Raw genomic sequence first — 25,484 nt, forward strand, 5'->3', positions numbered from 1 at the left:
CGCACCCCGCACTGGGGGCCTACTCGCCCCCCAGACCCCCAGCGCCAGGCCCTTGGCGGCCTGGACCAGCCCAACCCACATGTTCTGCGACAGCTCCTAACGTCGCTGCCGCACCGCTCGGGCGCTGGGCGCCCTCACTGAACACATGGGGGTGAACAGTCTCCCGTCGGGGGGTGATCGACGACGACTAGGGGGCGTGGGCTTGGAGTGCCAGCTCGCCAAGTAGAGAGGACCGCTGTGGTGGTGGCTGGTGAGGATGGTTCGGCAAGCATCTGAGATAGCGGGAAATTTATTGCGCTTTGCGTACTTTGAAACTTGTGCGGAGGGGGGCTACTTCGATATCACGCGCGCGCACGATATAAGAGTTAGGCGGCGGGATAACCGCAGGTCAGAGGCATTATTACCGATAGGTAACGTACGCCAGAGGCAACATAACGAGGCTTGAAAGTAGCCGCAGGCGAGCCGCCAGACAGCGAGATGCAACGTATACTTGCATCTCGCCCTCGCGAATGTCCCTTCGGCGACGCGAGCGACCGCCCCGGGAGGAAGTCGAACGCGCGTTCTAGGGCGTCACGGCAAGAAGGGCCTTCTGGGTTGAGGTACCTCCAGGGCTACCTTCGACACGGCAGATGCCACCATGGATGACATCTTTGCCACGTATAGTTGCGCTAGATAGGGTGCTAATCGTCTGGTATTCGATCATGAGGAGCACATGCACCCATGTCAGCACTCCCCTCCGAGGACCCACAGCGGCAGAGGGCTCCCGACCGAGAGGTAGCGGCAAAGCCGCGAAGGAACATCCCTGCGCCCAGTCCGTACCGCAGGGTTCGCGGAGCCTTGCGGGCGAAGCCTGCCACGGTCGTGCAGCTGCCCGAAGGGCACCGCGCGATCGTGGAGAAGAACCCCACCAGTGTGGGGTTTCTAGGCGGGGCCTTCAGCATGGACAGCCTGGAGTTCCTGAAGTGGATGGCGATCTACTTCCATGACGACATCGCGTGCCTCAGATCCCTGCTCTACCTGATGGGGAGCCAGGAGCCTGGTGGGAGGATCAGGGCAACGCAGAAGGAGATCGCCCACGCCCTGCAACTGAACCGGGTGCATGTCAACAGGGCAATCGGTCGTTTGTTCGGGCTTGGGCTAGTTCACATGGTTCAACGGGGCCTGTACCAACTCAATCCCCAGGTCGTGCTGAGAGGTGGGATGATCGAGGTAGAGGAGCCTGGTCGGTCCGCAACCAGGAAGCCCGCAACGAGAAGAGTGGATCAGCTCGAACTCATCGAGGAACTCGCGGCAGACGCGGAGGTCCCCGAGGGGTTCACACAGCTCGTGCTTCCCAACCGGGCACCCAAGAAGCCCAGAGCGTAGGAGGGATAGATGACAGCTCAACCTGCTGAGGAGCGCGCTCCGGACCTCTGGACGTCACCCAGCGCCTTTGCCTTCGTTCCAAGCCTTCCTGGTCCGGCACTGCGCGTAATGCTCTTCCTGCTGGGTGCGCAAGAGCCTGGCGGCCGAATCGTAATTACCCAAGAGGGCATCGCATCGGCGCTCGGGATGAAGCGCTCGGCGGTTGGCCTGAGCCTCCAGCACCTGCAGTTCGCCCGCTGGGTCTGGAAGCTGGGACAGGGCGTCTATCAGCTCAATCCTCAGGTGGCTGGGTTCCGAACCCCTGCGGAATCGGAAGAGGCAGTCCGGCAGATGGACGAGTCCTTCTACCTGGACGTCGACGACTTCGAGGAGCGCTACCAGGCTGCCGTTGAGGAGCACCAAGAGGTGCTGAAGCAGAAGGCCGCGAGGCGCAAGGCTCCGGTGCTTCCGCCAACAGATCTTGTGGCGCATCGACAGCGGCGCAACCGCCGAGTGCCGGCGCAGTAGCGAACGAAGAGGCAGGAAAACACTTGGGCCCCCCGCGTCGGCGGGGGGCCCAAGTGTGTCTGGTATCGGATGCCAGTCTACCCACTGCCGACGCGAGGAGCCAGTCCAAGGTGCCTCACTGCTGCCCACGGCACCTACCGGGCTGGAGGAAGCAATGACCTCCTTGTCCCCTCTTCTGATTCCCCCGCAGACGGGCTACCTAGAAGGAACGGCGATCGGTTGCGGGTGACACCCGCCTCCGGATGGCCTCTGTAGCCGGCCCGAGCGGGAGACGGGCCACCACCGAGCAAGGCACCCGCGCACAGCTTCCTGGATCGCTTCTATAGCCGAACGAGGCCACCTACCGAGCGTGACGCCTGCCTCGTTTGACTGGCGGAAGGAACAGGTCCAGCACGGCGTTGATGAACTGCGAACGGTCTTTGAAGCCGTGTCCCGGCCACAGAGTGTCGATCTGCTCCAGGTTGCCGAAGGTCGGGCGCCAGGACAGCTGGTCCGTCCTCCTACGCTCACGTGAGACACGCCGACCTGGTGCGTTGATTGCTAGGAACCCGTCCCCTGCGTCTACTGGGGCACTGTTGAGCTCTGAGAGCTTATCGCCCTGTACAGCAGCATTGATGGCCAGAAAGACAACGACGGTGTTGGCGGGCTCTACCCTGGTCTTGACCTTCTGGTCGAGCTGGTAGCTCTTGAAGCGCTCCAGAACATCGACGTCGACAATCGAAGTCACCTGGGTGAACCGATCGTCGGAGGCACTCGGTTCGGCGGCCGGCGCTTCCTCCCGTGCAGCAGGACGAGGTACGGGGGCACTCGCTCGCGGCTGAGGCGGAGCTGCCGAGGGCACCGGAGGAGTCGCGACGGGTGCAGGTACTGCACCCGCTGGCTGCGGTGGTGCAGCCTTTGCCGGCTTGGCTCCACTGCGTGAGGCACCACCCAGCAGCGTACCGTTGGCGAGCGCTGCAATGGCATCGTCCTCTGGAAGTCCCCCTCGCTTGCTGCTCCCGCGGCTGTTGTCTGCTTGCTGGGTCACTGCTCCGAACCTCCAGCGCCGTTGACCTTAGCGATCCGCGTGAGGATTTCCATGGCGAGTGACCGGTAGTCCATCGCGAGGTTCACCACGGATTTCTTGGTGTTGGGCTCAAGGTTTGCGCTGGCCCTACCGGCGAGTTCCTGCGGAACCAGGCCGTTGGTACGGCAGGCAACTGCGGCTGCTTCCACGTGCCGAATCGCAGTTGAAAACACCTCTGCGATGCCCTGAAGGTCGCCCTCAAAGTAGTCCCTGATGTTCCCAAGTACCTTCTTTGCGCTGGGGTTAACGCCGAAGAGGGCGACCCCCAAGAAGGCGATGCCCGGGTTGTGGAGTCGCGCCTGCACCATGCGGCGCGCCACAGTACGCAGTCCCTTACGGGAGCTGGGATCGCTTTTAGCGGGAATGATGACCATGTCTCCGGCCGCAAGCGCCTGGAGCTGCAGGGTCTCGTACCCAGGAGCCACGTCAAGGATCACGAGGTCGAACTCCTCGTCAAGGTCCTCAAGGGCGGCTGCGTACATACCCATCCACGCATCTCGGGCGAGCGGGTCATCCTGATCCCGATATGCACGCTTCTGGATGTACAGCTCTTGGACGATCTCTTCGAGTAGTTCGCCCCCGGGAATGACGTACAAGTTTTCCCGCACGCTGCCAGTTGGAACGAGTGGCTTCCCGTGCAAGATGGCGTCGACCTGCGCTTGCCCGTTGTCGAACAACTCAGTGCCAAGGAAGCCGAGATCCTCAGCGTTGTTTCCTTGGGGATCCATCTCCACAAGGGCAACCTTGCGGCCGATGGAAGCACAGGTGACCGCGAAGGAGGCCGCCAGGCTGGACTTCCCGACACCGCCCTTGCCGTTAATGATGACCAACCGGCTACGCGTGGCTGCAATTGACTCAGCGTTAGCGAGTCTACGCTGTAGCGCGTTCCAAGCTGGCCCGACATCCGCAATTTCGAGTGTCGTTGTGACCATGGCGCTGTCCTCCTCATCTCGTGGGGTGTGACGTGTTGTTAGCAGCCGCACGCTGCGCAGGAGTTCTGCTGAGCAGCAAGCTGTTAGAGACACCTGATCCACGAGCAGAGGGCGCATGCAGGAGCAGGGTCAACCACAAGGCAGGAGCATACACGCCCACCGGCACAAGGAGTGCCACGTCTTGTAAAACAGCGTGGCGCGTCGGGCGTGCATGGTAGGAGACAAGACAAGTTGGCGGCGTAGCGCTCGGAGGCTGGTGCCGCCACAACCTAACGGCAGGCCTAGTGAACCGTGGTGCACGAGCCCTAGCGTGCTATACGTCGCAAGCCCTAGTGCTTGACTAGCCCTTTACTATTTATGAAGGTGCAAAAGGCCTCTTGACCTGGGGAAACTCTAGCACCGTGCGGGAGGAGGCGCGGGCAAGTGAGCACGGAGGTTCGCTCTCTCAAAGGCGCTTCTTGCGCCGCCTACCGCCAGTCTTGTCGTCTGCCCCACGAGGGGAAGCGTTCAGACTCTCGTGAGGGTTGTGGCACCTCGGCGGAGATGATGCCATGACATACCTCGGTGCACAGGGTTCCCCTGACGGCCACCCAGCTTGAGTGGGAAACGCCGCGGTCGAAGACCACTTGGACGGTGTGGCACTGCCATCGCCTTGTGGCCTCAGCTAGATGCGGCAATCTGACTCAAAGACAGCTCGCGCCCACGGGTCTGCACACCACTTACAGACGGACTGGAATGTGCATCCATGAAGCGTCGAGGAAGGGACGCGCATCAGAGACAATGAAGCAGTCTCGATCAAGGACGTGGATCGAATGCGCGCCAGCAACGCCACGCGCGCCAGAGGGTGCGCTGGACGGTTCGCCGGATATCGGCACTGCTCCTGCTGCCCGTTCTGCTAGATCCGAAAGCAAGCCAGACAGGCGCCGTGCGTCGACTCGGCGCGAAGGACCAGATCGACGGATCCGGCCGGCGATCGTGATGAGACAGCTCAAGGCCGCAGCTGTACCCACATTCGACCTCTGACTGGCCTGACTGCTGCTGGCACTCGCTGTGCCCCATTCGAACCGGAGAGCAGGTTCGGTGCTCACTCTCCAGCTGACCCTGGCGTTCCCACGACGCCTTCGTCTCTCCATCGTTGGGCTGAGCATTAGGGTGTTTCAAGGCGGCGGGTGATGAGGGGGCTCTGCGCCTGGATGTTACGCAACTCCATTGCACAAGCTGCGGATACAGAGCCCCTGCATCGTGCTGATGTGCCTGCGCCCCTGCTTGGCAGTCACGCCTGCGTCGACCGGTTTCTGGTTGTCTGTCGGGCCATACCGCTCTCAGCGCTGAGACTGGTGCGTGAGATGTCGACGCGCCGAGCCCCAGACCAGGCAGGTGCACAGGGTGACCAGCACCTAATCAGTCAACGGGCGAGTCAGCTCTCATTGTGGGCGTGCAGCCCAAGCTCGATGTGCATTCCTGACCTCGTGATCACGGCGCGCGCTGGGTCGGATGCTGAGGAGCGATTCCCTCCAGCCGTAGCTCGTGGGTCAGGCCTGGACGGTGGCGGCTTCGGAGTGAAGAGTTGGCGCTCACTCTCACTACCTAGCGCAGGCCGCAGGCACCCGTCAGGTCCGGTAATGCGCCCTACAGCACTATCGCGGTTGATGGCGAGGCTGCGGTATGGATAGGCATCGGCGGTCGCGTCGAGTGCGCCAATGGCGTGCGAGCCGTCACCCGTTCGGCCTCATCGTGGTGCGTGGGGAGACAGGGGGCGACAAGTCGCAAGGCCTCCATAGCGGAAGGACGAAAGCTGCAAATCCGGCAAAAGGCGCTACTGTTCAAGCCTCTGACCTGCAGTTTTGCGCGAATCCTCGCGAGAGGCTCTATCGGCCACATGCCGGGGTGATCGGGTGCTGGGGGCGCCTTACGGCCCTCACGCGGCCATTGAGGCTCTTCTGTGGCTCCTGCGCCGTCGCGCAGCGGGTGTCTGTAAGTGGCTCAGAGCATTAGAACCCGTACGTGGGGCTTTGGATCTTCCAGAGGCGCACTGATGATGATTACGTCATCCCAAACCCACCGGCCGTCACTCGCAACGTGGAGACCGCGGATCACCTCGCCGCTGGCTGGGTCAACCACGCAGCCATCAGCACGCACGTGCTGCAGGTCAGCCACGGACGGGTGGGGGAGCGGGAGCCGACGTTCTGCACGTCGACGCTCGGCGAGCCGGGCCTGCTCTCGTTGCCAGTGCAGTCGCTGAGCCTCGTGCTGTTCCCGGCGGCGCTGCACTGTGCCAGCGGTGCCGAGGCGTTCGGCAGCCTCGCTCCAGTTGGCTGCTGGGTCAGCGCTGTGCGGGGTTGGCCCTTCGATAGCTTGCAGCGCGTCGGGCGTGAGGTAGTAAAGCTCTCCCAGGCGCCGGACAAGGCCGAAGTGAATTAGCTTGCTGACCTGCCGGTAGGCGGTCGGACGGGATACGGAAGCGCTGCCCCGAAGCTCTTCAATGCTCTGACCATCGTGTTCCGCCAGCGATGCGAGGACAGTCAGTCCGCTCCCACCAAATCCATGGTGGGAGAAGGCGTCGAGATCCATCAACCGGCTGATCGTTCGGGAGTCGAGGTTAGCTGTCGCCTCGACTCGTCTCACGGCTGAGCCACTCATGGCCCCCCCAGCCTCCGGCCCTTTGGGGGTGGACCAGTGGGGAGACATGCTGGAAGGCCGACGGCAGATGAGCATCCAGCGGGCACCTTCGGTGGGGGAGCCGTTGTCGAGCTGGCGTAGCAGCTTGGCATCGCGGAGGCGCTGATTGGAGTTGTGGGCGGTCGTCCGGCTGCAGCCCATCCGCTCGGCGAGGTCACGTTCAGAGACGGTATGGTCCCAGCTCCCGGCTCGCGCGCAGATGTCCATTCGGGCGATGAGGTTACGCAGGTCGGTCTTGCCGGTGATGCCCGGCCACGGAGTGCACTCGATGTGGGCGCGGAAGCCAGCCAGGGCGGCGTGGAAGTCCTGCCGGGTTGTGACTGGGGGGCTTGCAAGCACGTGCCGCTTGGCGCCGTCCCAGGCACGCTGAAGCCATGAGGCGGCCTTGTCGTAGCCGCGGCGGTGCTGGAGGGCCCGGGCGTGCTGGCCGGCCTTGTAAGGGCCGTCGAGCATCACCTGGACGAACGCGTGGCGGCTCCAGCCAGCGCGTGCGGCGCCGGCGGCTACGGCCCTGGTGATGGCCCAGGCGTGGTCGGATGCGGCGGTGTTCTTCCCTCCGCGTTGGAGGTTGCCCGTCGCGTATGCGGCCTCCTGGTCCCCGAGGAGTAGGAGCTTGTGCATGCGTGCCGAGAGGGGCGGCAGCGAGGCAAGCAGCCCAGTCCTTGTTGTTGGCCACTCGGGGAGGCTTGCTGGCCGCCCCGATCTGGTTCGTGACTTCGTCACGTGCAGGTAAGGAGACGTGGGTACGCCCGCGCTGGGGATGGTGGTGTAGCGGAGTGTGGATGCTGGCGGTGCGGCTGCTGCCGGGAGCCTTGTTGTCGCACCTTTTGCGATCACAGCTCCGCCTGGATGGACGTGAAGGGGGTTATCGAGTCCGCGACCCGGTTTACGGAAGCGCGTGCGTCCTCAGGTTGGTTCGAGCCCGAGGCGCGACCTGAAAGCAGGCTGCGAGCAGGGGCGTACCGGGAGGAATCGGGCATGCGTGGGTGACAAGCGGCAGCTACCTGCTGCATCATGAAAGTGGTCCGTCCCAGTGTTGTTGTGGAACATCGCGGCTCCCTGGCAAGGGCGCGAGCTCCTGAGTGGGAGTGAGTTCGCCCGGTCCCTCCGAAGGGAGTAACCGGGACTCGCTCGACTGGCAGGTCGGGCGATGACGAGGGGCCTGCGCTTGGTGAGGTGGTGGCACACCGCACGGGAAGCGCAAGGCCTGGCCCAGGTGTTGGTCTTTCGACACCGGGCAACCGGGAGCTAGGTCATGGGAGCCTCCCGGTTCGGCGCTCTGGAGTTCGTGACGAGCATGTCCTCCTTGGCGGCTTGGTCAGGTTTCCGCGGCGGCCGCGGGCTTGGGCGCCTAGAGGGTGAACTTCCGTATGTGAGGTCAAGACGGCCGTCTTCGACGCTGGCGAGCTTCTACCGCGCGGGGAGAGGCTCATGCGGCCTCAGGCCCAGCGGGGTGCGGGTGGGCGACGATGACGCTGGTTTCGATGGCCGCCTGGACGGCGTTGTGCATCAGCCGGCCGTAGGCGACGAGGGGGTTGCCGTGCGCGTGGTCTGGGGCCAGGATGCTCACCGCTGCGACCACGCGAGGTTCGGCGCCAGGTATCGCCGGTGCGCCGGGAAGGCGGCGGACCGCAACGGAGGAGAGGCTCCAGCCGGGCAGGGGCGCCTTGGTGAGTGCGACCTGGGCGGACCGGATCTGTCTCAGGTCCTCGCGCAATGGCGCGTCTTGGGCTGCAAGGTTGGCGAGCATGACCAGGCCTGGTGCATCGGAGTCGAGGGGCGCCTGCCGCAGCCGGGCTGCCGCTTTAGGAGTGGAGGCCAGTTGGCGCCGCAGGTCGGGAGTGTGGAGCCCGGCGGCGCCGATGCACAGGCGTTCACCGGTGATGGGGGAGTGGGTGTGCAGCAGCACAGCCTGCTGGGTATGCCTGTGCAGCGCCTGGAGGAGGACGGCGGCGTCGAGCAGCGGGGTGGTAGTGGGGGATACGACTGCACTGTCGGCAGGGGCGATTGCTGGGGCGGGGTGGAGCTCCCAGTAGCCGAAGCTGGGCCGGTAGCACATTTTCGCCCTGACGAGCTGGAGCAGGCGTCGACGTACCTCGTCCTCGTCCATGCCTGTCCGTCCGGCGATCTCGCTTGTCTTGTGGGCGCCGGCGCCAAGCTGCAGCAGGGCATGCAGCACCGCGTTCGTGCGGTCGCGTTCCTTGCGCCGGTGCGCGCTACGTGACCTAGTGAGCACATTTCCTCCCCGCTGCGCCAGAACAACACGTGGGCCGGGGCGGTTTGGTGCTGCTACTGGTCTGTCTACGAGATCTCTACCCGGGCCCACGGAGGATGGCCAGGAAGACCCTCTTCCAGGAAGACCCACTTCCGGTGACGGACTGTGAGTAGATGTCTCGCTCTTGCGCTAATAGGCGTTGATCTCGGAGGGTTCGTCTGTGTTGCCGTGCGTGAGAATGTGTGGAGATCTTCACAACTCTGGCTGGGTGTTCAGCCGGGAGCGGAGGGGATTCGAGGCCCACGTGAGGCAGTGCTGACGAGCTCCACGGGTGCACCATGCAGTGCGAGGCCGGCACCGCTTGCGGCGATTCCGAGGGCCGGCGCGCCCGCCACCGACACGAAGTCGAGCGCTGGATCGGACGGGCCATGAGCTCCGCACTACGGCCCCCAACGGGCCAGGCCGTGCACGCTGCTGGACCGGAACTCTGACGAACTGCGCGCGAGCTGCTCGCGGCTCTCGATCGGCGACGCGATCGCGGGCGGAGGCCGGCGGGTCGAGCGCACGGCCGTGCAAGTCATGGCCGGGCCGAGAGGGAGGCTGGCTGAGCTTGCCACCGAGGCTCCCGAATCCCCAGGCATCACTGTGAGTGCATACTTCGACAGGCGGGCAGCATCAGGATCCGCCACCGTCACCACTCCAGCGCAGCAACCCCTTTGAGGCGATACCGCGGCCTATCAGCTTGCCAGCCGTAGCGCTCCGCTTCCCAACTCGCACCGTGCGCTGAGACGTGCGGCGCAGGCCAGTGCTGCCGCGGCATACTCGCGCCGATTGTGCTCCATCTGAGGGCGCAGCCCCATGACGACCAGGGACCCGTACACGGTCGAGCCCCGCCACAGGGGGACACCGATCATTCTCCACTCCGGCAGTGGCGACGGGGTCAGGACGTACCCCTCGGAACGTATCTCGCGCATGAGGTGGCTCTGCGGGGCGCCGTCGAGGTGAGCGAGGATGGCCAGCCCTGCCGCGTCGGCGGTGAGGGGGGAGTACCGCAGAGCCACCTTCGTGTCGACGTCGGCGTGGTTGAAGGCTGCCTGGAAGTCGCTGCGCCGGCCGTAGGTGTGGTCGAGCATCAGTCGTCCCGGGGTGTCATCGATCAGGACGGCGCTGAACGCCATCGCCACCTGAGCGGTCTGCCGCTGCAGCACGGTGGTCTCCCTGTCGAGGGCGCTGTCGTGCGGCAAGTTCAGGTGGACACTCGCATCCGGTCGGTGCGTGGCCACGTCGGTGGCGATGCCGTAACGGCCGGGCGCGCGGTAGATCAAGTGCTTGGACTCCACCCCCGCGCGCAGGATCCGGTGGACAGTCGACTTGGTAACTCCGGACTCGTCGATGATGCGCCTGAGCGGGTGCAACCCCGGGCCCATGCCGTTCAAGGTCTGGAGTACGAGATAGACCCGGGCGTGGGCGGTCATACCGTCTTCCCCTGCGCCCGCGGACTCGACAAGCTTGACGTCGATCACTGACAGCCCCTCCTGGTCGGCACGAGCGGGTCTTGGCCCCATGTCACGGGTCCCGCTAGCCACATCTCTACCGCGCAGACCGGGGCCTGTGGAGGAAGTGACTCTTCCAGGAAGAGGGTCTTCCAGCACCCTGCAGGACACGGTAGGGACCGCGCACGAAGCTTGCGTAAGGGGAGTGAACGACCAGCTCAGAGGGCATCTCGCCAGCCTGTGCGATCGGATTCTGAGCCCGCCCGAGGTGAGGGTGTACCTGGTGGTGCCGCGTGCCGTCCCCCGGACCAGCAGCCGGCTCAACGCGATGTGACCTGCGGACATGGGGCCATCTCCCATGGCTTGGACCGTGTCCCGCCAGCGGCGACCAGAAATTCGGTTCGCGTCCCGCCCTGCGACACGAGGAGCCTGACACCGACCGCGGCCAGGGAATCGACGCGCGGGGCCGTTGCCACGTTCAGGTCTACCGGGGGACAGTCACAGGACACTCCCACACGAGCGCGTGCCCGTCGTGACCCCTATCCCTTGGAGCTCCGCCCGTGAACAGCCACCCGCCTCGCCGACACGATGGTCCGGCGGGGCATCTGGTCGTCCTGGGAAGCGGGCCGCAGGTGGAGTGGGAGCACGTCCTGCAACGGCTGGCCGCAGCAGGGCCGCTGCTTCTCATCGAGCCCATTGAACCCACCTGGCAGCGGTCTTTTGCCCCCGAGGTCCACGTCGTTGCCGACATGAACCCCCACCAGATCCTCTCCGCGGTGAGGAGCTTCGCCCGCACCTCTCCAGTCGACGGCGCGCTCACCTTCCGCCCCGACCAGGACCGTACCGTCGACCTGCTGCGCCGTGAGCTCTCCCTGCCCGCGGCCGCGACGGCGAACGTGGAAGCGGCCACGTTGCGCCATGGCATGGCCCAACTCCTCAACGCCGCAGGCGTAGACAACAGCGAGGCCCTCCAGGCCGACACTTACGACCAGGCCCTCGAAGCCGCTCATCAGGTCGGCTTCCCCCTCGTGTGCAAGCCGGCAGCTGCCCGCCTGCGGTACACCGCCCGACGGGTCAATGCCCTTCCCGAACTGGCACAGGCCTTCTCCGCGGTCGCCACCGTCGCCGGGCACGCCAGTGGCACGGTCATCGAGCCGCTGTTCAACGGGATCGAAGCCACCGCCCATACCATCGACTCCCCAGCAGGCCCTGGGATCATCGCGATGTCCCACGCCACCTTCGACCCACGAGCCGAACCCGCGCTGGTCCCGCTGGAAGGGGTCGTCGACGCCGACGACGTCTGCGCGCCCGCCGTCGAGGGCGTCGTCAGCCGGGCGCTGAGCGCTCTGGGACACCGGTCAGGACCGGCACAGGTCCGCCTGCGCATCACCTCGACCGGCCCCCGTGTCCTCAGCGTCTCCTCTCATCTCACCGACCCCCTGCTCAGCCAGCTGATCGAGCAGGTGACCGGCATCGACCTCATCACCCAGGCAGGCGACCACGCCCGCGGCGCCACCTCGCACGCACAAGAGAAGCGCCTAGGGGCAGCCGCCGTGCACTACCTCCAGGACCCCGCGAGCAACGATGTGCCTGCCAGCCCCACGACGCACACCCGCATCACTCCCTACGCAGCCCTCTGCCCGTACCCAGTCGCGCACCCGGTAGGGCCTCTGTACCGCAGCGGTCACATCCGGGTCAGCGGGACGGACTACCCACAGTGCACCGCTCGGCTTCAGACGGCTCTCACAGAGCTCGGCACCGCGCAGCTCACCGTTTGACTCTCGGACACGAAATGGAGCTTTGAAATGTGCTCTCGCGCGTTCTTCACCGCCGAACTCCCCCGTGGCCTGTACGGAGCCCGACGGCAAGCCGAGGTGCCGCCGCCCGAGGGGCGAGGAGGACCACACATTCACCAGCGACAACTTGATGGTGCACAACAGCACGACGGCCGCGAAGTGGTTCCCGCTACGGCGGCTCGGGGAGGACCGGGTCGCTGTCACCCTGCACTCGGATGACCTGCCGATGCGCCGAGGCAACGTCCGACCTACCTGCAAATTAAACGGCAGACTCACGACTGAACGGCTGCCCGCCGGGCGCCTGCCCAGGGCGACCCGCACGCAGCCCGCGGCCGGCGCCCTCGTCTCCCGGGACCTGCTGCGCCTGATCCGCGACGGGGCGACGCAGGTCGAGCCGCAGAACGTCGCGGTGGCAATCGACCCGTCCGGCGGCGGCCGGGACACCGTGGGCGTCATCGGCGGGTTCCTCGGCGCCGACAAGCGGGTGTGGGTCACGCACGACGTGTCGGCGGCCATGTCGTCGGCGGACTGGTCGCGCGCGGCCTGCAGGCTCGCTTACGAGACGAACGCGACGATCATGTACGTGGAGTGGAACTTCGGCAGGGACATGGCCGTGCAGGCCTTGGAGACGTCGTGGGAGACGTTGCAGCGCGAGGGGCCGATCCCCGAGAGCCACCTGATGCCGCTCATCGACCCCGTGCGGGCCAAGCAAGGCAAGCTGCTGAGGGCAGAGCCGGTGGCCCAGCTGATGATCCAGGACCGTATCCGGCTGCGCGGTGCGTTCGTGGACCTGGAGAACGAGTGGGCGACGTGGCAGCCCACCGACCCGGACTCGCCCGGCCGGATCGACGCGTCCTGCATCCTCGCGTACGGCCTGATCCCGGAGGCGAACCGGGGAGCGATCGTCCACGCGCCGCTGCCGACAGCACCCGTCAGCTCGGGTGGCCGCCAGCCCCCAGCCGCAGCCGGCCCGTACGGCCGCCGGATCGGCAAGTAGGGGGACCAGATCAGCCGTCCACACGTTCTCCGCACTGCGGGCATACTGCCGGGGGCATTCCGAAGACGGACCGCAACATCTTGTCTTGGTGGCGCCACACCTCCACAGGGACTGGCTCTCCCAGCGAGGTCCCGGCCCGCTGACCGAGTTCGGAGAGGATGGACGTGGACATCTTCTCCGGGACGATCTCGAACTCCCCGGGGGCGGCGTTGCGCATCTCCTCGCGGTGAAGGAGCGATATGTGCGTGCCGCGTTTTGAGGGGCCGATCAGTACGCGGGTTGCCCACGCGCAGTGGGCCTTATCGGTACGAATAGCGCGCACGCGTGATCCTTGTACGTATCCGCGAACGGCCCACAGGACGTCCGCCGTGTGCCAGCGCTATCCGGCGATCTCGAACGCGCGGACCTGGCTCACGCCTTGAGCGCTGACGTCCGTCACCTTCATCCACTGGGTGCAGTGAGCAGCCTCGAACAGGCCCTCAGCAAAAGCAAGGGTCGCGCTGAACTGGTGTGCCTTCTTTGCCTCGTCTGCCACGTGGGCGGTCGCCACCGGATCGTTCAGCAGAGTGAGCAGTTCGGCGTCGACCGTCTCGGTCTCTCGCGCGAACTTGCTGAGGACATCGGCGAGGGACGTGAGAACGACGAAACGGTCCTCAAGGCCGCTGATGTCGGCCGCCATGGCGGGCTCCAGAGACGTGCCGTCGCCGAAGTCCTTGATGTTCTCGCTGACGAAGTAGATCGTCTCGTGCGGGTGGGCATGGGCGTACGCCACCGCGGTGAGCCAGATCGCCGCATCACGAGCACCCGTCTTGATCTTCGAACTTCCCCCGACGGCCTTGCACGGCGCTATCTCGTTCGCCTCTCGGAAGTACCCCTCGCGGTGGGCTGCGTCGCTGATGGGCAGCGTCTTCACGAGCGCCCCGTACCGCTCGCGCCAGTGCTGCCGTACGCGCTCGGCGGGCTGCTGCGGCGGTGTCACCACGTCCCCCCCCCCCCGTTACCGTCTTCGTGGCTCCGCAATGGGGCTACCGGCCTTCGGGTCCGGCATGACTTCCCCCCCTTGTTGTTCATGATCCGGGGGGTGGTGTCACCGGGCCCGGAGGCATCGACGGACCGCTGATGAGGGGCTTGAGCACCGGCTTCACCCGAGCCGGAAGAGCTCTCCGTAACGTGGATGTGGCAGTGCGCCGTGAGGCGCCTCGTTGTATACCCGACTCAATCGGGAGGAACTTGGAGGAATGTTCCTGGGTCACCTGGCTTACCTAGACGTGAAAGCGCGAGGGGACAAGAGCATGCCAGGACTACGGACCGTCTGGAGGCGTCCAGGGCGGCGTCCGTCAGACCCGCGCGATATGGCCAAAGCTGGATTGCCTGAAGCCCAATCTCCAGCGGCGTGCACCACCGCCGTCGGTAGGACGTCTGACACCGATACCCCGCCCTGCCTGCCGAAGTTGCCGGTCGGCGGACAACCTCCGGGACGGGGAGCGTCGCCCAACGAGGGCGGTCAAGGAGATGAGTGGGCGGCCTACGTCGCGCTCGATACGTACAGCGAGGACGTACCACGGGATCACCTACAGGGCGCGAGCCCCACGGTGACGGAGTGCCCGTAGTAGTCGCAGGAGTCACGACCTGCCGAGGGGGCCGGGAAAGCCGGGCCACAGGGCGAAGGGGCACAGGAGGTCAGGACGTTCGGTTCGGGAGGTATGCGTAATGCAGAACGCCGAAACGGTGCTGGATGTCATCCGGGAACGCGGCAGGAAGAACCTGCCGCTGGAGAGGCTGTATCGGCAGTTGTTCAACCCGCAGTTGTTCCTCATGGCCTACGGCCGCATCCATGCCAACGCGGGTGCGATGACGCCGGGGGTCACCGGGGAGACCGTGGACGGCATGTCCCTGGCGAAGATCGATGCGGTCATCGGCGCTCTGCGCACGGAGTCGTACCGGTGGCTGCCAGCCCGCCGCGTTTACATCGAGAAGAAGGGACGCACGAAGAAACGACGCGGTCTCGGCCTGCCCACGTGGTCAGACAAGCTGGTCGCCGAGGTGGTACGTCTGCTGCTTGAGGCGTACTACGACGTCCAGTTCTCCGACCGCTCCCACGGATTTCGCCCCGGCCGGGGCTGTCACACCGCTCTCGCGGAAGTGACGACATGGAAGGGAACACACTGGTTCGTCGAGGGCGACATCTCCGACTGCTTCGGCAGCCTGGACCACGAGGTTCTCCTCGGAATCCTGGGAGAGAAGATCCGCGACGGCCGGTTCCTGCGTCTCATCGGCCGAATGCTCTCGGCCGGGTATCTGGAGGACTGGCGGTGGAAGGCCACGCTCAGCGGAGCCCCGCAGGGCGGGGTCGCCTCACCGATCTTGTCCAACATCTACCTGGACCGGTTCGACCGCTTCGTTGAACTGCTGCTGCCGGAGTACAACCGAGGGGTCGTCCGGCGTCGTCATCCTGAATATCAGCGGGTCTCCGACCAGATCGCGCGGGCTCGGCGGCGTGGGGACATTGCGACGGCGCTGGAGCTTCGGCAACAGCAACGTCGCAGGCCCAGCCTCGATCCCGATGATCCGGGCTACCGGAGGCTTCGGTATGTCAGATACGCGGACGACTGGCTCCTCGGATTCGCCGGACCCAAGTCCGAAGCCGAAGAGATCAAGGACCGAATCCGGCAGTTCCTGCGCGACATGCTCAAGCTGGAGCTGTCGGAGCCCAAGACCCTGATCACGCACGCCGCCAGCCAGCCGGCGCGCTTCCTTGGTTACGACATTCGGGCCCAGCGCAGTGACACGAAGATCTCCCGTGGACGCCGGGCAACCAACGGCGTCATCGGGCTCTACGTGCCACCAGCTGTGATCCGGCAACGTTGCGCGATCTACATGCGCGGCGGAAGACCCGTACGCCGCGGAGTGCTCATCCACGACAGCGACTATTCCATCGTGGTGAAGTACCAGGCGGAGTACCGGGGGTTGGTCCAGTACTACCTGCTCGCCCAGGATGTTCACCGCCTGGGCCGCCTGCGGTGGGTCATGGAGACTTCCATGCTCAAGACCCTCGCGAGTAAGCACTCCTGCTCCGTTCGGAAAGTGGCTCGCAGGCTCTATGCGACCACCGACACTCCGGATGCCCCGGTGGTGTTTGCAGGTCACGGTTCCTCGTGACGGCGGAAGGAAGCCACTGGTCGCCACCTTCGGGGGCATTCCGCTCAAGCGGCAGCGCGCGGCGGAGATCCTTGACCGGGCACCGGCCACCAAGCGGAGTCGAGGCAATGAGCTGTTGCACAGGCTCCTGGCGGGTGAGTGCGAGATGTGCGGGAAGCGGACCGGACTTCATGTTCACCACGTCCGCAAGCTCGCCGATCTCAAGCGTCCCGGTCGGCCCGACCCTCCGCTCTGGAAGGTGCTGATGGCAAAGCGCCGACGCAAGACCCTCGTGGTCTGCGAAGCCTGCCATCGTGCCATTCATGCAGGTCGGGCCACATCCTCAACCCGGAGATGACCACTGGAGAGCCGGATGCCTGGAAAGCGGGCCCGTCCGGTTCGGGAAGGGGCCGTCGGAAAAGGACCCGAGCCACGGGCACCTCGTCGGCGGCCTACTTCACGCTCGGTGCCCAGGCGAGGCCGGATGAGAGTGTGATGGAGGGGCCTGCACGTGATCGACACCGGCGACATCGACGTCTTCCTCGGCCTGGACGTCGGCAAGGGCGAACACCACGCCACCGCCGTCACCCCGGCCGGAAAGAAGGCCTTCGACAAGCGGTTACCCAACACCGAACCCAAGCTCCGCGAGCTCTTCGCCAAGCTGAAGGCCAAGCACGGGACGGTGCTGGTCGTGGTCGACCAGCCGGCCTCGATCGGGGCCCTGCCGCTCGCGGTCGCGCGGGCCATGGGCTGCCCGGTCGCCTATCTGCCGGGGCTGACGATGCGACGGATCGCCGACCTCTACCCCGGTGAGGCGAAGACCGATGCGAAGGACGCGTTCATCATCGCGGACGCGGCCCGGGCGATGCCGCACACGCTGCGGGCGATCGACGGCGAGGACGAGACGATCTCCGAGCTGGAGATGATCGTCGGCTTCGACGACGACCTGGCCGGCGAGGCAACCAGGGTAGCGAACCGGCTCCACGGCCTGCTCACGCAGATCCATCCATCGCTGGAACGGGTCCTGGGACCGCGGTTGCAGCACCCGGCCGTCATCACGCTGCTGGAACGGTTCGGGTCACCGGCCCAGATACGCAGGGCCGGACGGCGCCGCCTGGTCACGCTGATACGGCCCAAGGCCCCGAGGATGGCCGAGCGGCTGGTCGAGGACATCTTCACCGCCCTGGACGAACAGACCGTCACCGTTCCCGGCACCGAGGCGGCCGGGCTGATCGTTCCGAGCCTGGCCGGATCCCTGGCCGCCGTCCTTGACCAGCGCAAACTCCTGGCCGGGCGGATCGAAGAACTCCTGGAGGCCCACCCTCTTTCGAAGGTCCTGAGGTCGATGCCGGGAGTCGGCGTCAGGACCGGAGCCCGCATCCTGATCGAGGTCGGCGACGGCAGCACCTTCCCGACCGCCGGCCACCTCGCCGCCTACGCCGGCCTCGCCCCGGCAACCCGGAGCTCGGGCTCCTCAATCCGCGGCGAACAGCCCTCCAGGAGAGGAAACAAGCAGCTCAAACGGGCCTTCTTCCTCTCCGCGTTCGCCGCACTCAGCGACCCGGCATCGCGGGCCTACTACGACAAGAAGATCGCCCAAGGGAAGCACCACACCCAGGCCCTGCTCTGCCTCGCCAGACGCCGGGCCGACGTCCTGTTCGCGATGCTCCGCGACGGGACCTTCTACGAGCCCAAACCGGCTGCGGCCAGGTGAGGAGTCCAGACTGCTCGATCAATCCTCCGGCCGAAGCCGCTGACGAGCGGCCTCAAGCCGCTGGTCATAGTCAGGCGCGAACAGCTCAGGAAGTGACTTGTCGAGCGTTCCAGCGATCCGATGGATCGGAGCCCAGACCGCCGGATCGTCGACAACGCGGCTGAGGTCCGTCATCTGGAGCTTCTCCAGCCAATGCGACAGCACCAGTGCCTCGTCACTCGTGAGCTGGATCATGACTTGGCTATCACTCATGCACACCCCTACGGCTCGGCCCGCCCTTGCCCGCACGAACCTACTGGCCTCGGACCTTGACCAAACACATAGGGGCACCCCCCCCACGGGGTCGCCCTTGCCAGGTCGGCCACGGCAGCCCGCGCGGCCTCGTACTTGCGTGCGTATGAGAGTGCCTGCTGCGCCGCCAGCTCCTCCACGACGATCCAGGGCGCCCCGAACGACTCGACGCCGACGGCGCTGATCGCCCGCAGCAACTCGGCCTCGGGGCCGCGCAGGGACGTGCTCTTGAGGACGCACGTATCCAGGATGATCATGGGGCGCTCCTTTCGAGATCTCAACCGGACCAGACTCCCAGGGGGAGAGAGCGGCGCGCACCGCATTTGCCAGAAGCCTGGAACCGGGGTGCGCCGCGAGCGTAGGCGTCCGGGCAGGGGCCGGGCGCGGCCTAGGATGGGCGGCCTCCCGCCGACCGAAAGCAGCCCCCGTGCGCCTCGACAGCTTCCACACGTTCGCCGTCTCCGCCCTCGCTGCCGCGCCGGACGTCCAGTCCGCGCAGCCGTGGGACCGGGGGGCCGAGCACCTGCGCGGCGTGCACGTGACCTTGGTGACGGGCGCCCAGTTCTGGATCGGCCTGACCAGCGCCGCCGCCCCCGGTGACAAGTGGGTGGGGGAGGAGACCCCCGTCGAGGGCGACCGCCCGGCCGAGGTGCCGTTCCCGGAGCTGTTCGACAGCAGCAAGAAGGCCAGCCTCGCCCGCACCTCGTGCTACTTCGCCGCCGCGGTCATCAACAGCGGCAACGCGCAGATCGCCTCCGCGTACGCGTTCTCCAGCGGGCGCGGCTTCGGCGTGGTCTTCCATGACGAGGCGAAGGGCTTCGCGCGGTTTCACCACAACGGTCGCGCCGGGCAAGGGCTCGGAGGGCAGCCGTTCAACAGTCTCCAGGAGGCTGTGTAGGCAGCCAGGGATGGAGCCTGAACATGCCCGGGCTGATGCCCGCGACACTGCCTGCTGTCCCGGATGCCTACGTGGTGATGTGGAACCGCCAGAACGCGCCCGCGATCATGCTGGCAGGGCTGAACGTTACTCGCGCCAGCGGCGAGCACGGTGCGGCCCTCCTGCAATCCCAGCTCGTCACCGCAGCCCGAACCCTCGCCCAGGTGAGGCGACACCGCAGGCCGACGGGCCACGCCGAGAGCGCTAGCGCGGGCCTCGACAGCCCGCGCCGTCGGGATGCGCGCTCTCACCACGGTGAGCCTGTCAGCACGGGGGCCTCCGCGTCGACGAGGCGCTCGCATAATGTGCGTCAGTGATCGAGGACCGGCCTTCAGGTCTCCAGCCGCCTTGACTTGCGACCCTAACCAGCCTGAAACCAGACTGGTCTGAAATCAGCCCGATGGATAGGGTGTGACACATGGACATCAGGACCGAGCTCGACAACTTCCTCGGTGAGAAGCGGACCCTGGTCGATGCGATCACGCGTGAATTCCGCGCCGGAACCTCCGCCAACGAGGTCGCCCGCCAGGCCGCGCAGGCCTTCGGCCGCGACCAGGTCAAGCAGTACCTGGCCGCCGTCGCCCTGCACGACACAGCCCGCAAAGCCCTGAGCGCGAACGACTTGCAGCTGGTCGACGTGTACGTCACCGGGATCGAGGCACCCCGCGAAACCCGCCTGATCCTGGCCGCCGATCCCGTCGAAACCGACAGCTACGCAAGCCTGCCCAGGCGCATCCGCCTGGCGCTGCGCGACTACCACCTCACACTCGACCTCCCGCACGCTACCCACGGCGAGAACACCGACGCCCGCATCGACGCGCTCCTCCTCGAAGGCCAAGCCGTCCGCGTGGTCAGGCTCAACCCCCGCACGTGACCCCACACGCCACCAAGAGTTGAGGTGCACCCCGTGATCGCCCAGCCCAGGAGCGCGCCACACGGCGGCCCCGCGACTGGCTCGGAGCCGCTCGAAGTGCTTCCGCTTACCCCTTACGACCCACCCCTGACCCGGTACACACTCTCCTGCACCTGCGGCCGTCCGGGGTTCCGGGCGGAACAGGTACTGTGCCCGGACTGCCGCCCCGTGGTACTCGCCCGCCACGGCACCCGCCTGAACACGCTGCTCTCGCGGATCACGTACGATCACGCCGGGCTGACCCTGGCCTGGGTCCCCGCCTCCCTGACAGCGCAAGCCTTCACACCCCGCATCAGCCTGAACGTCCCCGACGCCAGCGACCCCGCCCGCACCCCGCTCACCCTCCGCGGCTTCGCCCACTGGGAAGACGACCAGCTGCTGCACGCCTGCGCCAGCGGCGCCGACGACCATCAGGTCCTGGCCCTTGCCTTCAGCCTGGCCCACTACGCACTCGCCTGCATCGCAGTCCATGAGGTCGGAGAGTTCTTCACCTACCAGGGCCGACAGGTATTCCCACCCCACCGGCGCGATCCAGTCCTGCCACTGGACGAAGACGGCGGCCCGGACGGCTGCGGAGCCGTGGGAATCTGGCTCAACTACGCCGGCGCAACACCCCAGCAGCACCCCACCACTGCGACCGCGCACGATCGCAGTGCGCTGTCCGCCGAAGACCTGAGCCTGCCCCCCCGGGTACGGCATCACGCTCACGCCGCAGTCGTTCACCATCACCGCGCCCGACCGGCCCGCACGCCGCACCGCCTGGCGCCTGGAGCCGTCCGTACCCACCGCAGCCATCGAACCTGCCCTCCAGCAGCTGCATCATGCCCTTGCCACCACAGCCCTAGAGGCCGTCGCCCAGCACCTCCTGCTCGATCACCAGCCCCTGCTCACAGCGACACCACGCACCACCTCGACCACCGGCATCGCCTGGACAGTCGGCTTCACCTACGACGGATAGCACCGGCTTTCCCTCGGTCACGTCGCGCTCGCCAGGGGCAACTCTGCACACGCACTCGGTCACGCAGGTCCACGGCCGCGGACTGCTGAGCTCCCGTGCAGTGACCGATGAGCCAGGCAGCCCGACGCCCCCGTCGGCGAGGAGCTGACACCCACGCACGACTGACATGGCACGGTCGCACGGCCAGGGCCGAGAGCAGCCACGAAGGGGGGGAGGCGCCGCCACACGAACCGGTATTGTCATGCCCCTGCAACCCCATGGGAGTTTGGTCAAAATGCGTATTTCAACGTCCAGGACGCAGCAGTGGATGCTCGGCATCGTGGTGTGCGGCTTATTGATCACCGGGTGCAGTGGCGGCACCGACGGCGGCACAAGGAAGCCCCCACCGCAGCCAGCGGTTGACGCGATGCCCCTCACTGCCGAGGCCCTGCGCCCCCTGCTCCTGACCCAGCGAGACCTCGGCAGCGGATATGCCCAGGTCCAGGACGACACAGAGAGCGACAAGTTCGACGACATCTCGGTGCAGGGATGCCCCGAGCTGGAAAAGCTCAGCCAGAACGACGACAAAGACATGTTCGCGGCCAAGGCGGAGGCCAGCTTCGCCTACGACCAGGACGCCACGCTGGACGAGGAGCTGCACAGCGATCGGCCCTCCGTGCTCTCCAGCAAGATCCGCCAGCTGTTCACCGCCTATACCTCTTGCCCGACCTTCACGATGACATCGGGTACCACCCCCATCGAAGTAACCGTGTCCAAGGCGGTCACCCCTCAGCTGGGCGACGAGCAATTCGCCTACACCATGACCATCGCGCTGCCCGCCGGCCCACAGGTCCTCAAGACCATGTCTGTACGCACGAACAACGTCGCCGTCATGCTGGTGGGCGCCCCCGCACTGGTCGACCGTCACATCGAGGCCGCTGTCGGCAAGATCCCCAAACTGATCGTTTCAGATTCAGATTGACACGCTTACTCGTCGTCGACTCGCTGCAGCATCTGTGTGAAGTCACCGGCGCTGAGCAGGTCGGCAAGTACTCGGGTCATGTTGTCGATGCCGGGGTCACCAACTATCAGCCCGTCAGAACACCAGAAGTAACGGCCGCCCAGCTCCTCGCCTGTCTGGGACCACCTCTTCATCAGGCGTTCGACCTCGGCGAGCGTGAACACGGTTGCAGTCCAGCGGGAACCGTCTTCCGTCAGCCGTACCTCTACGTCGACGTTGCAGACGGCATCCAGATCCTCGCCGGCGCTGGGCAGGAAGGACGCCTCGAACCGATCTGTGCGTACCCGGTACCAGGGCTCATCCCAACCCTGCTCAGTGCTCTCGCTCTCTGCGTTGTTCACCCAGGGAGTATGTCGATCCGTCTCCGTGTGCTCAACCAGGTTCTCTGGCAAGCATCGGCCTCGTGACCCTGAACCTCGCCCCCGATGATCTCTGGGATCGGATAGCCCCATTACTTCCGGGGCGCCCGCGGGGGTACCGCCATGCCGGACGGCTCCCGGTGCCGGACCGAGTCGCCCTGGCGGGCATCGTCTACGTCTTGCGCAAGGACGTGGCCTGGCGTGACAAACAAGCGAAGTCGTGGGCTGCTCTCGGGTAACCACCTGGCGTCGTCTGCCGGACTGGACCCAGGCCGGGTCTGGCCCCGCCTTCACGCCGCACTGCTTGCAGCCGGCGCCCCAGTCCTGGCTGCCCGGCCGACCTGGAAAGCACCGAAGAGGCAGAACTTCAGGAGCTCGGGCGAGTGTGCGCGGCTGCCACGACACACCGCCCCGCAGGGACCCCGCAGGCGCCGCGATGTCCAGACGGACAGCACGTCATAGGCGCAGTTGGAATCGTCCAGACCTGAGTGATCTGCGGGTGGGTGAGCCTGAGGCGCCCGGGCACGGGCCACGCGACAACCCCGTCCCGGGTGGCGCCGCGAACATTACGGTGCGTCCGAGGACGAACGCCCACCCCGGCTCGGATCCAGCGCCGGAAGACGCACCCAGAGCGATTGATCTTGCCCGGCGCCCCGCTGACCCCGGCGCGACGGACAGACACGGCCCGCCCGGGTCACGGAACGGGCACGAAGATCGTCTCCCGTCCGACGGCGCCGAGCGCAGCCGGATCCCCCGGACACTGCGGCAAGACTGCATCTTCAGATGGAGCCCCTGCCGCCTCGACCTTGCGGTCAGCGAACGCGGCACTCCCTATGCCCCGGCCACACCCATAATCATCCGCTACGAGCACAAGGAGCAGCGGTGGTCCGTGACAAACATCCCACCCCTCCGCCTTGGCCTGCTCCGCCGCGGCTCCCGGCGACGTACTGGACGCTGGTGGCAGGCTTCACCATCTGCCGCAGCGGCTGCGTCGTCGTGCCGTTCCTCTCCCTGTTCCTGGTGCGGCAGCAACATTTCGGCCCAGCAGAGGCTGCCCAGGTCAGTGCCGCGTTCGGGGCCGGCTGGGCCATCGGACCCGCCATAGCGGGCTGGCTGGCCGACCACATGGGCCGGCGCGCCACACTCTTGCTGGCTCTCGCCGCCGTCACGGCGACGTACCTCCTGCTGCCCGCGCTGCATTCCTTGTCCACGCTGACAGGCGCGGCCTTTGGAGTCGGGCTCTTCTTCGACGGACCCCGCCCGGCCGTCCTGGCCCTCGTCGCGGACCTGGTGCCCGAACAGGCACGCGGACGGGCCTACGCGCGGCTGTACTGGGCATCCAACCTCGGCGCCGGCTTGGCCGGATGTGTGGGAACGGCACTCTCCGAACGGCACATGCACGTGCTCTTCTACGTGGCCGCCGCGTCCAACTCGGCCTTCGCGCTTATCATCCTCATCCGCAGGATCGGGGCAGGCCATCATCCGACGAAGCACCACGTACATCCGGGCCCAGGAACTGGCGGGTACCACAGTATGATCCGCGACCGCAGGTTTCTGGCCCTGGTCGGCCTTACGCTCGTGTACCTCTGCTGCTATCAGCAGGTCCTGTTCGGGTTGCCCGTCGCGATGGAGTACGAAGGGCTGAGCCCCACGGGATACGGGTTCATCAACCTGCTCAACGCGATCGGTGTTGTCGCCTTCCAGCCACTGCTCCAGGCCTGGATTACTCGACGAACGCCCTTGGTAGTGTGCGCGACCGGCGCGATCGTTCTCGGCCTGGGCATGGGGGGCAACCTGGGAGCCCGGCAGTCCCTCATCGGCTACGCCTTGGCCGCCTCGGTCTGGACCCTGGGCGAGGTGCTGTTCTTCAGCAGCGTCATGACAGCGGTCGAACGCCTTACACCAGCCGCAGGCCGCGGCCGCTACACCGGTGTCTGGGCGTCCACCATGGGTGTCTCCTCCCTGATCGCACCGCTCATCAGCTCAACCGCCCTTGACGCGGGTGGAACTGAGCTCATGTGGATGATGAGCGGTGCTCTAGGAGCCATCGCGGCCATCGGGTTTCTCGTCCTGCAGAAGCGCATCGACACCACCACCTTCGCGACTGGCGACTCTGAACCTCCCGTGACACCCGCCCGTACCTGAACCTGCCCGGTTCGCTGTGTGGCGCTGCAGCCTCCAAGAAGCACGTCAGGTGCGTGTCCGCCCAAGCAGGGGCCCTGTCCAAGGACCTCGCCGTTCCTGCCGGAAGATCCTGGCCGCGGGCGCTGGCCACTCCCGCGGGCGAGCAGCGCGCGCCTGAATCGGGTCCCAGCGGCGACAGCCGGTGCGAAGGCCTCACCATCGAAGGAAGAGAGACGGCTGTCACGAGCCGCTGCAGGCCCCAGGCGCATACGGTGATGGACCCGGGCCAACGACTTACGGCGAGAGCGTCGGAGCAGGCGGAAGCGGCTCGGGCTTGTAGTTCTTGTCCCTGCGGTACAGGGTGACGCCGACGGTGGCCAGGTCCAGGTTGGGGTGAAGAGCACAGGTCATAGCAAGGCTGACCACGAAGCCGTTGACCTTCCTGTCCATGGGAGACTGGGTGCTGCCGTCGAGCTTCTGGGCGTCGGCAAGCATGTCGGCCGCGGCAGCGCGCTGCTGCTCCTCGGTCATGGCGGAGTTGTACTCGGGGCAGGTGGTCTCGGCGTAGGACTTGGGCCAGGCAGCAGCTCGTGGTTTCTCATTCGAGTCGGTGCATGCGGCGAGCACGAGCGCGCACAGCACAAGGCCGGCGAGGGGGACGGTGGGTCTCATCGCGCCAGGCTGGCAGCAGTCCGAGTGCGCGAGGGGCCTTTGTGGCCGTTCTGTTACGCCTGGGGTGCGGACCAGGCGGATGGGGGTCATCACGTCGACAGTGCGCCGGACGCCGTGACTCCCCCTGGACCCGGCATCCTCTCTCCCGCCGGCTCAGCTTGACTCTGTCGGGGATCTTGGAGTTTCGAGGTCAGGTGCCCAAGGTGCGCCAGGACTTCGGCCGGTGTATCCCGCGGTGGTCGAGGTAGCTCTGGAAGGCGGTCGGTAGCCGGGGCACAGAGGTTTCCTCGGCTGGTGGCCGACCACCGAGGCGCTCGATGTTGACGGC

20 protein-coding genes and 1 pseudogene are annotated in these 25,484 nt (G+C 66.3%); 11 read left to right on the forward strand and 10 right to left on the reverse strand.

Annotation, left to right across the window (positions count from 1 at the left end):
• The first annotated feature begins 720 nt into the window (after positions 1-720).
• Together ABT160_RS41320 and ABT160_RS41325 are read left to right on the forward strand one after the other, a co-directional pair.
• Positions 721-1,365 carry a helix-turn-helix domain-containing protein gene (locus ABT160_RS41320; protein WP_351654062.1) on the forward strand — a complete coding sequence of 215 codons (645 nt, stop codon included), beginning with the start codon at positions 721-723 and terminating at the stop codon, positions 1,363-1,365.
• A 9-nt stretch (positions 1,366-1,374) separates the two neighbouring features.
• Positions 1,375-1,872, forward strand: a complete 498-nt coding sequence (locus ABT160_RS41325; protein ID WP_351654064.1) for a hypothetical protein — start codon at positions 1,375-1,377, stop codon at positions 1,870-1,872.
• A gap of 340 nt (positions 1,873-2,212) precedes the next feature.
• Here ABT160_RS41325 and ABT160_RS41330 read toward each other — a convergent pair whose 3' ends face one another.
• The 5 genes from ABT160_RS41330 to ABT160_RS41350 all read right to left on the reverse strand — a co-directional run bounded on the left by ABT160_RS41330 (position 2,213) and on the right by ABT160_RS41350 (position 10,287).
• Entirely contained in the window at positions 2,213-2,599 is a 387-nt protein-coding gene (locus ABT160_RS41330; protein WP_351654066.1) for a hypothetical protein, read from the reverse strand.
• Positions 2,600-2,895: 296 nt separating this feature from the next.
• Positions 2,896-3,870, reverse strand: coding sequence for a ParA family protein (locus tag ABT160_RS41335; protein WP_351654068.1), 975 nt, complete (start codon positions 3,868-3,870; stop codon positions 2,896-2,898).
• A gap of 1,983 nt (positions 3,871-5,853) precedes the next feature.
• Positions 5,854-7,170: a helix-turn-helix domain-containing protein gene (locus ABT160_RS41340; RefSeq protein WP_351654070.1), complete on the reverse strand. Its 1,317-nt coding sequence runs from the start codon at positions 7,168-7,170 to the stop codon at positions 5,854-5,856.
• 808 nt (positions 7,171-7,978) lie between these two features.
• Complete coding sequence (locus ABT160_RS41345) at positions 7,979-8,785, reverse strand: hypothetical protein (protein ID WP_351654072.1); 807 nt, start codon at positions 8,783-8,785, stop codon at positions 7,979-7,981.
• A 716-nt stretch (positions 8,786-9,501) separates the two neighbouring features.
• Positions 9,502-10,287 (reverse strand): helix-turn-helix domain-containing protein, encoded by a 786-nt coding sequence (locus tag ABT160_RS41350; protein ID WP_351654073.1) that lies wholly within the window; start codon positions 10,285-10,287, stop codon positions 9,502-9,504.
• Between the two features lie 530 nt (positions 10,288-10,817).
• Here ABT160_RS41350 and ABT160_RS41355 point away from each other — a divergent pair.
• Both ABT160_RS41355 and ABT160_RS41360 read left to right on the forward strand, forming a co-directional pair.
• Positions 10,818-12,035, forward strand: coding sequence for an ATP-grasp domain-containing protein (locus tag ABT160_RS41355; protein ID WP_351654075.1), 1,218 nt, complete (start codon positions 10,818-10,820; stop codon positions 12,033-12,035).
• A 148-nt stretch (positions 12,036-12,183) separates the two neighbouring features.
• A complete protein-coding gene (locus tag ABT160_RS41360; RefSeq protein WP_351654077.1) occupies positions 12,184-13,050 on the forward strand; it encodes a hypothetical protein in 867 nt (288 codons plus the stop codon).
• 379 nt (positions 13,051-13,429) lie between these two features.
• On the opposite strand, the gene ABT160_RS41365 is transcribed toward ABT160_RS41360, so the two are convergent.
• Complete coding sequence (locus tag ABT160_RS41365) at positions 13,430-14,032, reverse strand: PIN domain-containing protein (RefSeq protein WP_351654079.1); 603 nt, start codon at positions 14,030-14,032, stop codon at positions 13,430-13,432.
• A gap of 728 nt (positions 14,033-14,760) precedes the next feature.
• Between ABT160_RS41365 and ABT160_RS41370 the strand changes: the two are divergent.
• Both ABT160_RS41370 and ABT160_RS41375 read left to right on the forward strand, forming a co-directional pair.
• Positions 14,761-16,546, forward strand: a pseudogene (locus tag ABT160_RS41370) (reverse transcriptase/maturase family protein).
• A gap of 153 nt (positions 16,547-16,699) precedes the next feature.
• A complete protein-coding gene (locus tag ABT160_RS41375) occupies positions 16,700-17,902 on the forward strand; it encodes an IS110 family RNA-guided transposase (protein WP_502984395.1) in 1,203 nt (400 codons plus the stop codon).
• Between the two features lie 18 nt (positions 17,903-17,920).
• Here the strand turns inward: ABT160_RS41375 and ABT160_RS41380 are convergent, their stop codons facing one another.
• Together ABT160_RS41380 and ABT160_RS41385 are read right to left on the reverse strand one after the other, a co-directional pair.
• Positions 17,921-18,154 carry a hypothetical protein gene (locus tag ABT160_RS41380; protein WP_340636455.1) on the reverse strand — a complete coding sequence of 78 codons (234 nt, stop codon included), beginning with the start codon at positions 18,152-18,154 and terminating at the stop codon, positions 17,921-17,923.
• An 8-nt stretch (positions 18,155-18,162) separates the two neighbouring features.
• Positions 18,163-18,450: a hypothetical protein gene (locus ABT160_RS41385; protein ID WP_351654081.1), complete on the reverse strand. Its 288-nt coding sequence runs from the start codon at positions 18,448-18,450 to the stop codon at positions 18,163-18,165.
• A 170-nt stretch (positions 18,451-18,620) separates the two neighbouring features.
• Between ABT160_RS41385 and ABT160_RS41390 the strand changes: the two genes are divergently transcribed.
• From ABT160_RS41390 to ABT160_RS41400, 3 genes are all read left to right on the forward strand, one after another.
• Positions 18,621-19,091 carry a hypothetical protein gene (locus tag ABT160_RS41390; RefSeq protein ID WP_351654083.1) on the forward strand — a complete coding sequence of 157 codons (471 nt, stop codon included), beginning with the start codon at positions 18,621-18,623 and terminating at the stop codon, positions 19,089-19,091.
• A 457-nt stretch (positions 19,092-19,548) separates the two neighbouring features.
• Complete coding sequence (locus ABT160_RS41395) at positions 19,549-20,004, forward strand: hypothetical protein (RefSeq protein WP_351654084.1); 456 nt, start codon at positions 19,549-19,551, stop codon at positions 20,002-20,004.
• Between the two features lie 1,304 nt (positions 20,005-21,308).
• Positions 21,309-21,962 carry a hypothetical protein gene (locus tag ABT160_RS41400; RefSeq protein ID WP_351654086.1) on the forward strand — a complete coding sequence of 218 codons (654 nt, stop codon included), beginning with the start codon at positions 21,309-21,311 and terminating at the stop codon, positions 21,960-21,962.
• A gap of 5 nt (positions 21,963-21,967) precedes the next feature.
• On the opposite strand, the gene ABT160_RS41405 is transcribed toward ABT160_RS41400, so the two are convergent.
• Positions 21,968-22,342: a hypothetical protein gene (locus ABT160_RS41405; protein WP_351654088.1), complete on the reverse strand. Its 375-nt coding sequence runs from the start codon at positions 22,340-22,342 to the stop codon at positions 21,968-21,970.
• A gap of 62 nt (positions 22,343-22,404) precedes the next feature.
• Here ABT160_RS41405 and ABT160_RS41410 point away from each other — a divergent pair, with 62 nt between their 5' ends.
• Positions 22,405-22,599, forward strand: a complete 195-nt coding sequence (locus ABT160_RS41410) for a transposase (protein ID WP_502984396.1) — start codon at positions 22,405-22,407, stop codon at positions 22,597-22,599.
• Between the two features lie 718 nt (positions 22,600-23,317).
• Complete coding sequence (locus ABT160_RS41415) at positions 23,318-24,505, forward strand: MFS transporter (RefSeq protein WP_351654090.1); 1,188 nt, start codon at positions 23,318-23,320, stop codon at positions 24,503-24,505.
• Between the two features lie 273 nt (positions 24,506-24,778).
• On the opposite strand, the gene ABT160_RS41420 is transcribed toward ABT160_RS41415, so the two are convergent.
• Positions 24,779-25,156 carry a hypothetical protein gene (locus ABT160_RS41420; protein WP_351654092.1) on the reverse strand — a complete coding sequence of 126 codons (378 nt, stop codon included), beginning with the start codon at positions 25,154-25,156 and terminating at the stop codon, positions 24,779-24,781.
• Positions 25,157-25,484: the final 328 nt, after the last annotated feature.

Origin of the sequence: Streptomyces sp. NPDC001941, from assembly GCF_040296945.1 — a bacterium.
Lineage (GTDB): Bacteria > Actinomycetota > Actinomycetes > Streptomycetales > Streptomycetaceae > Streptomyces.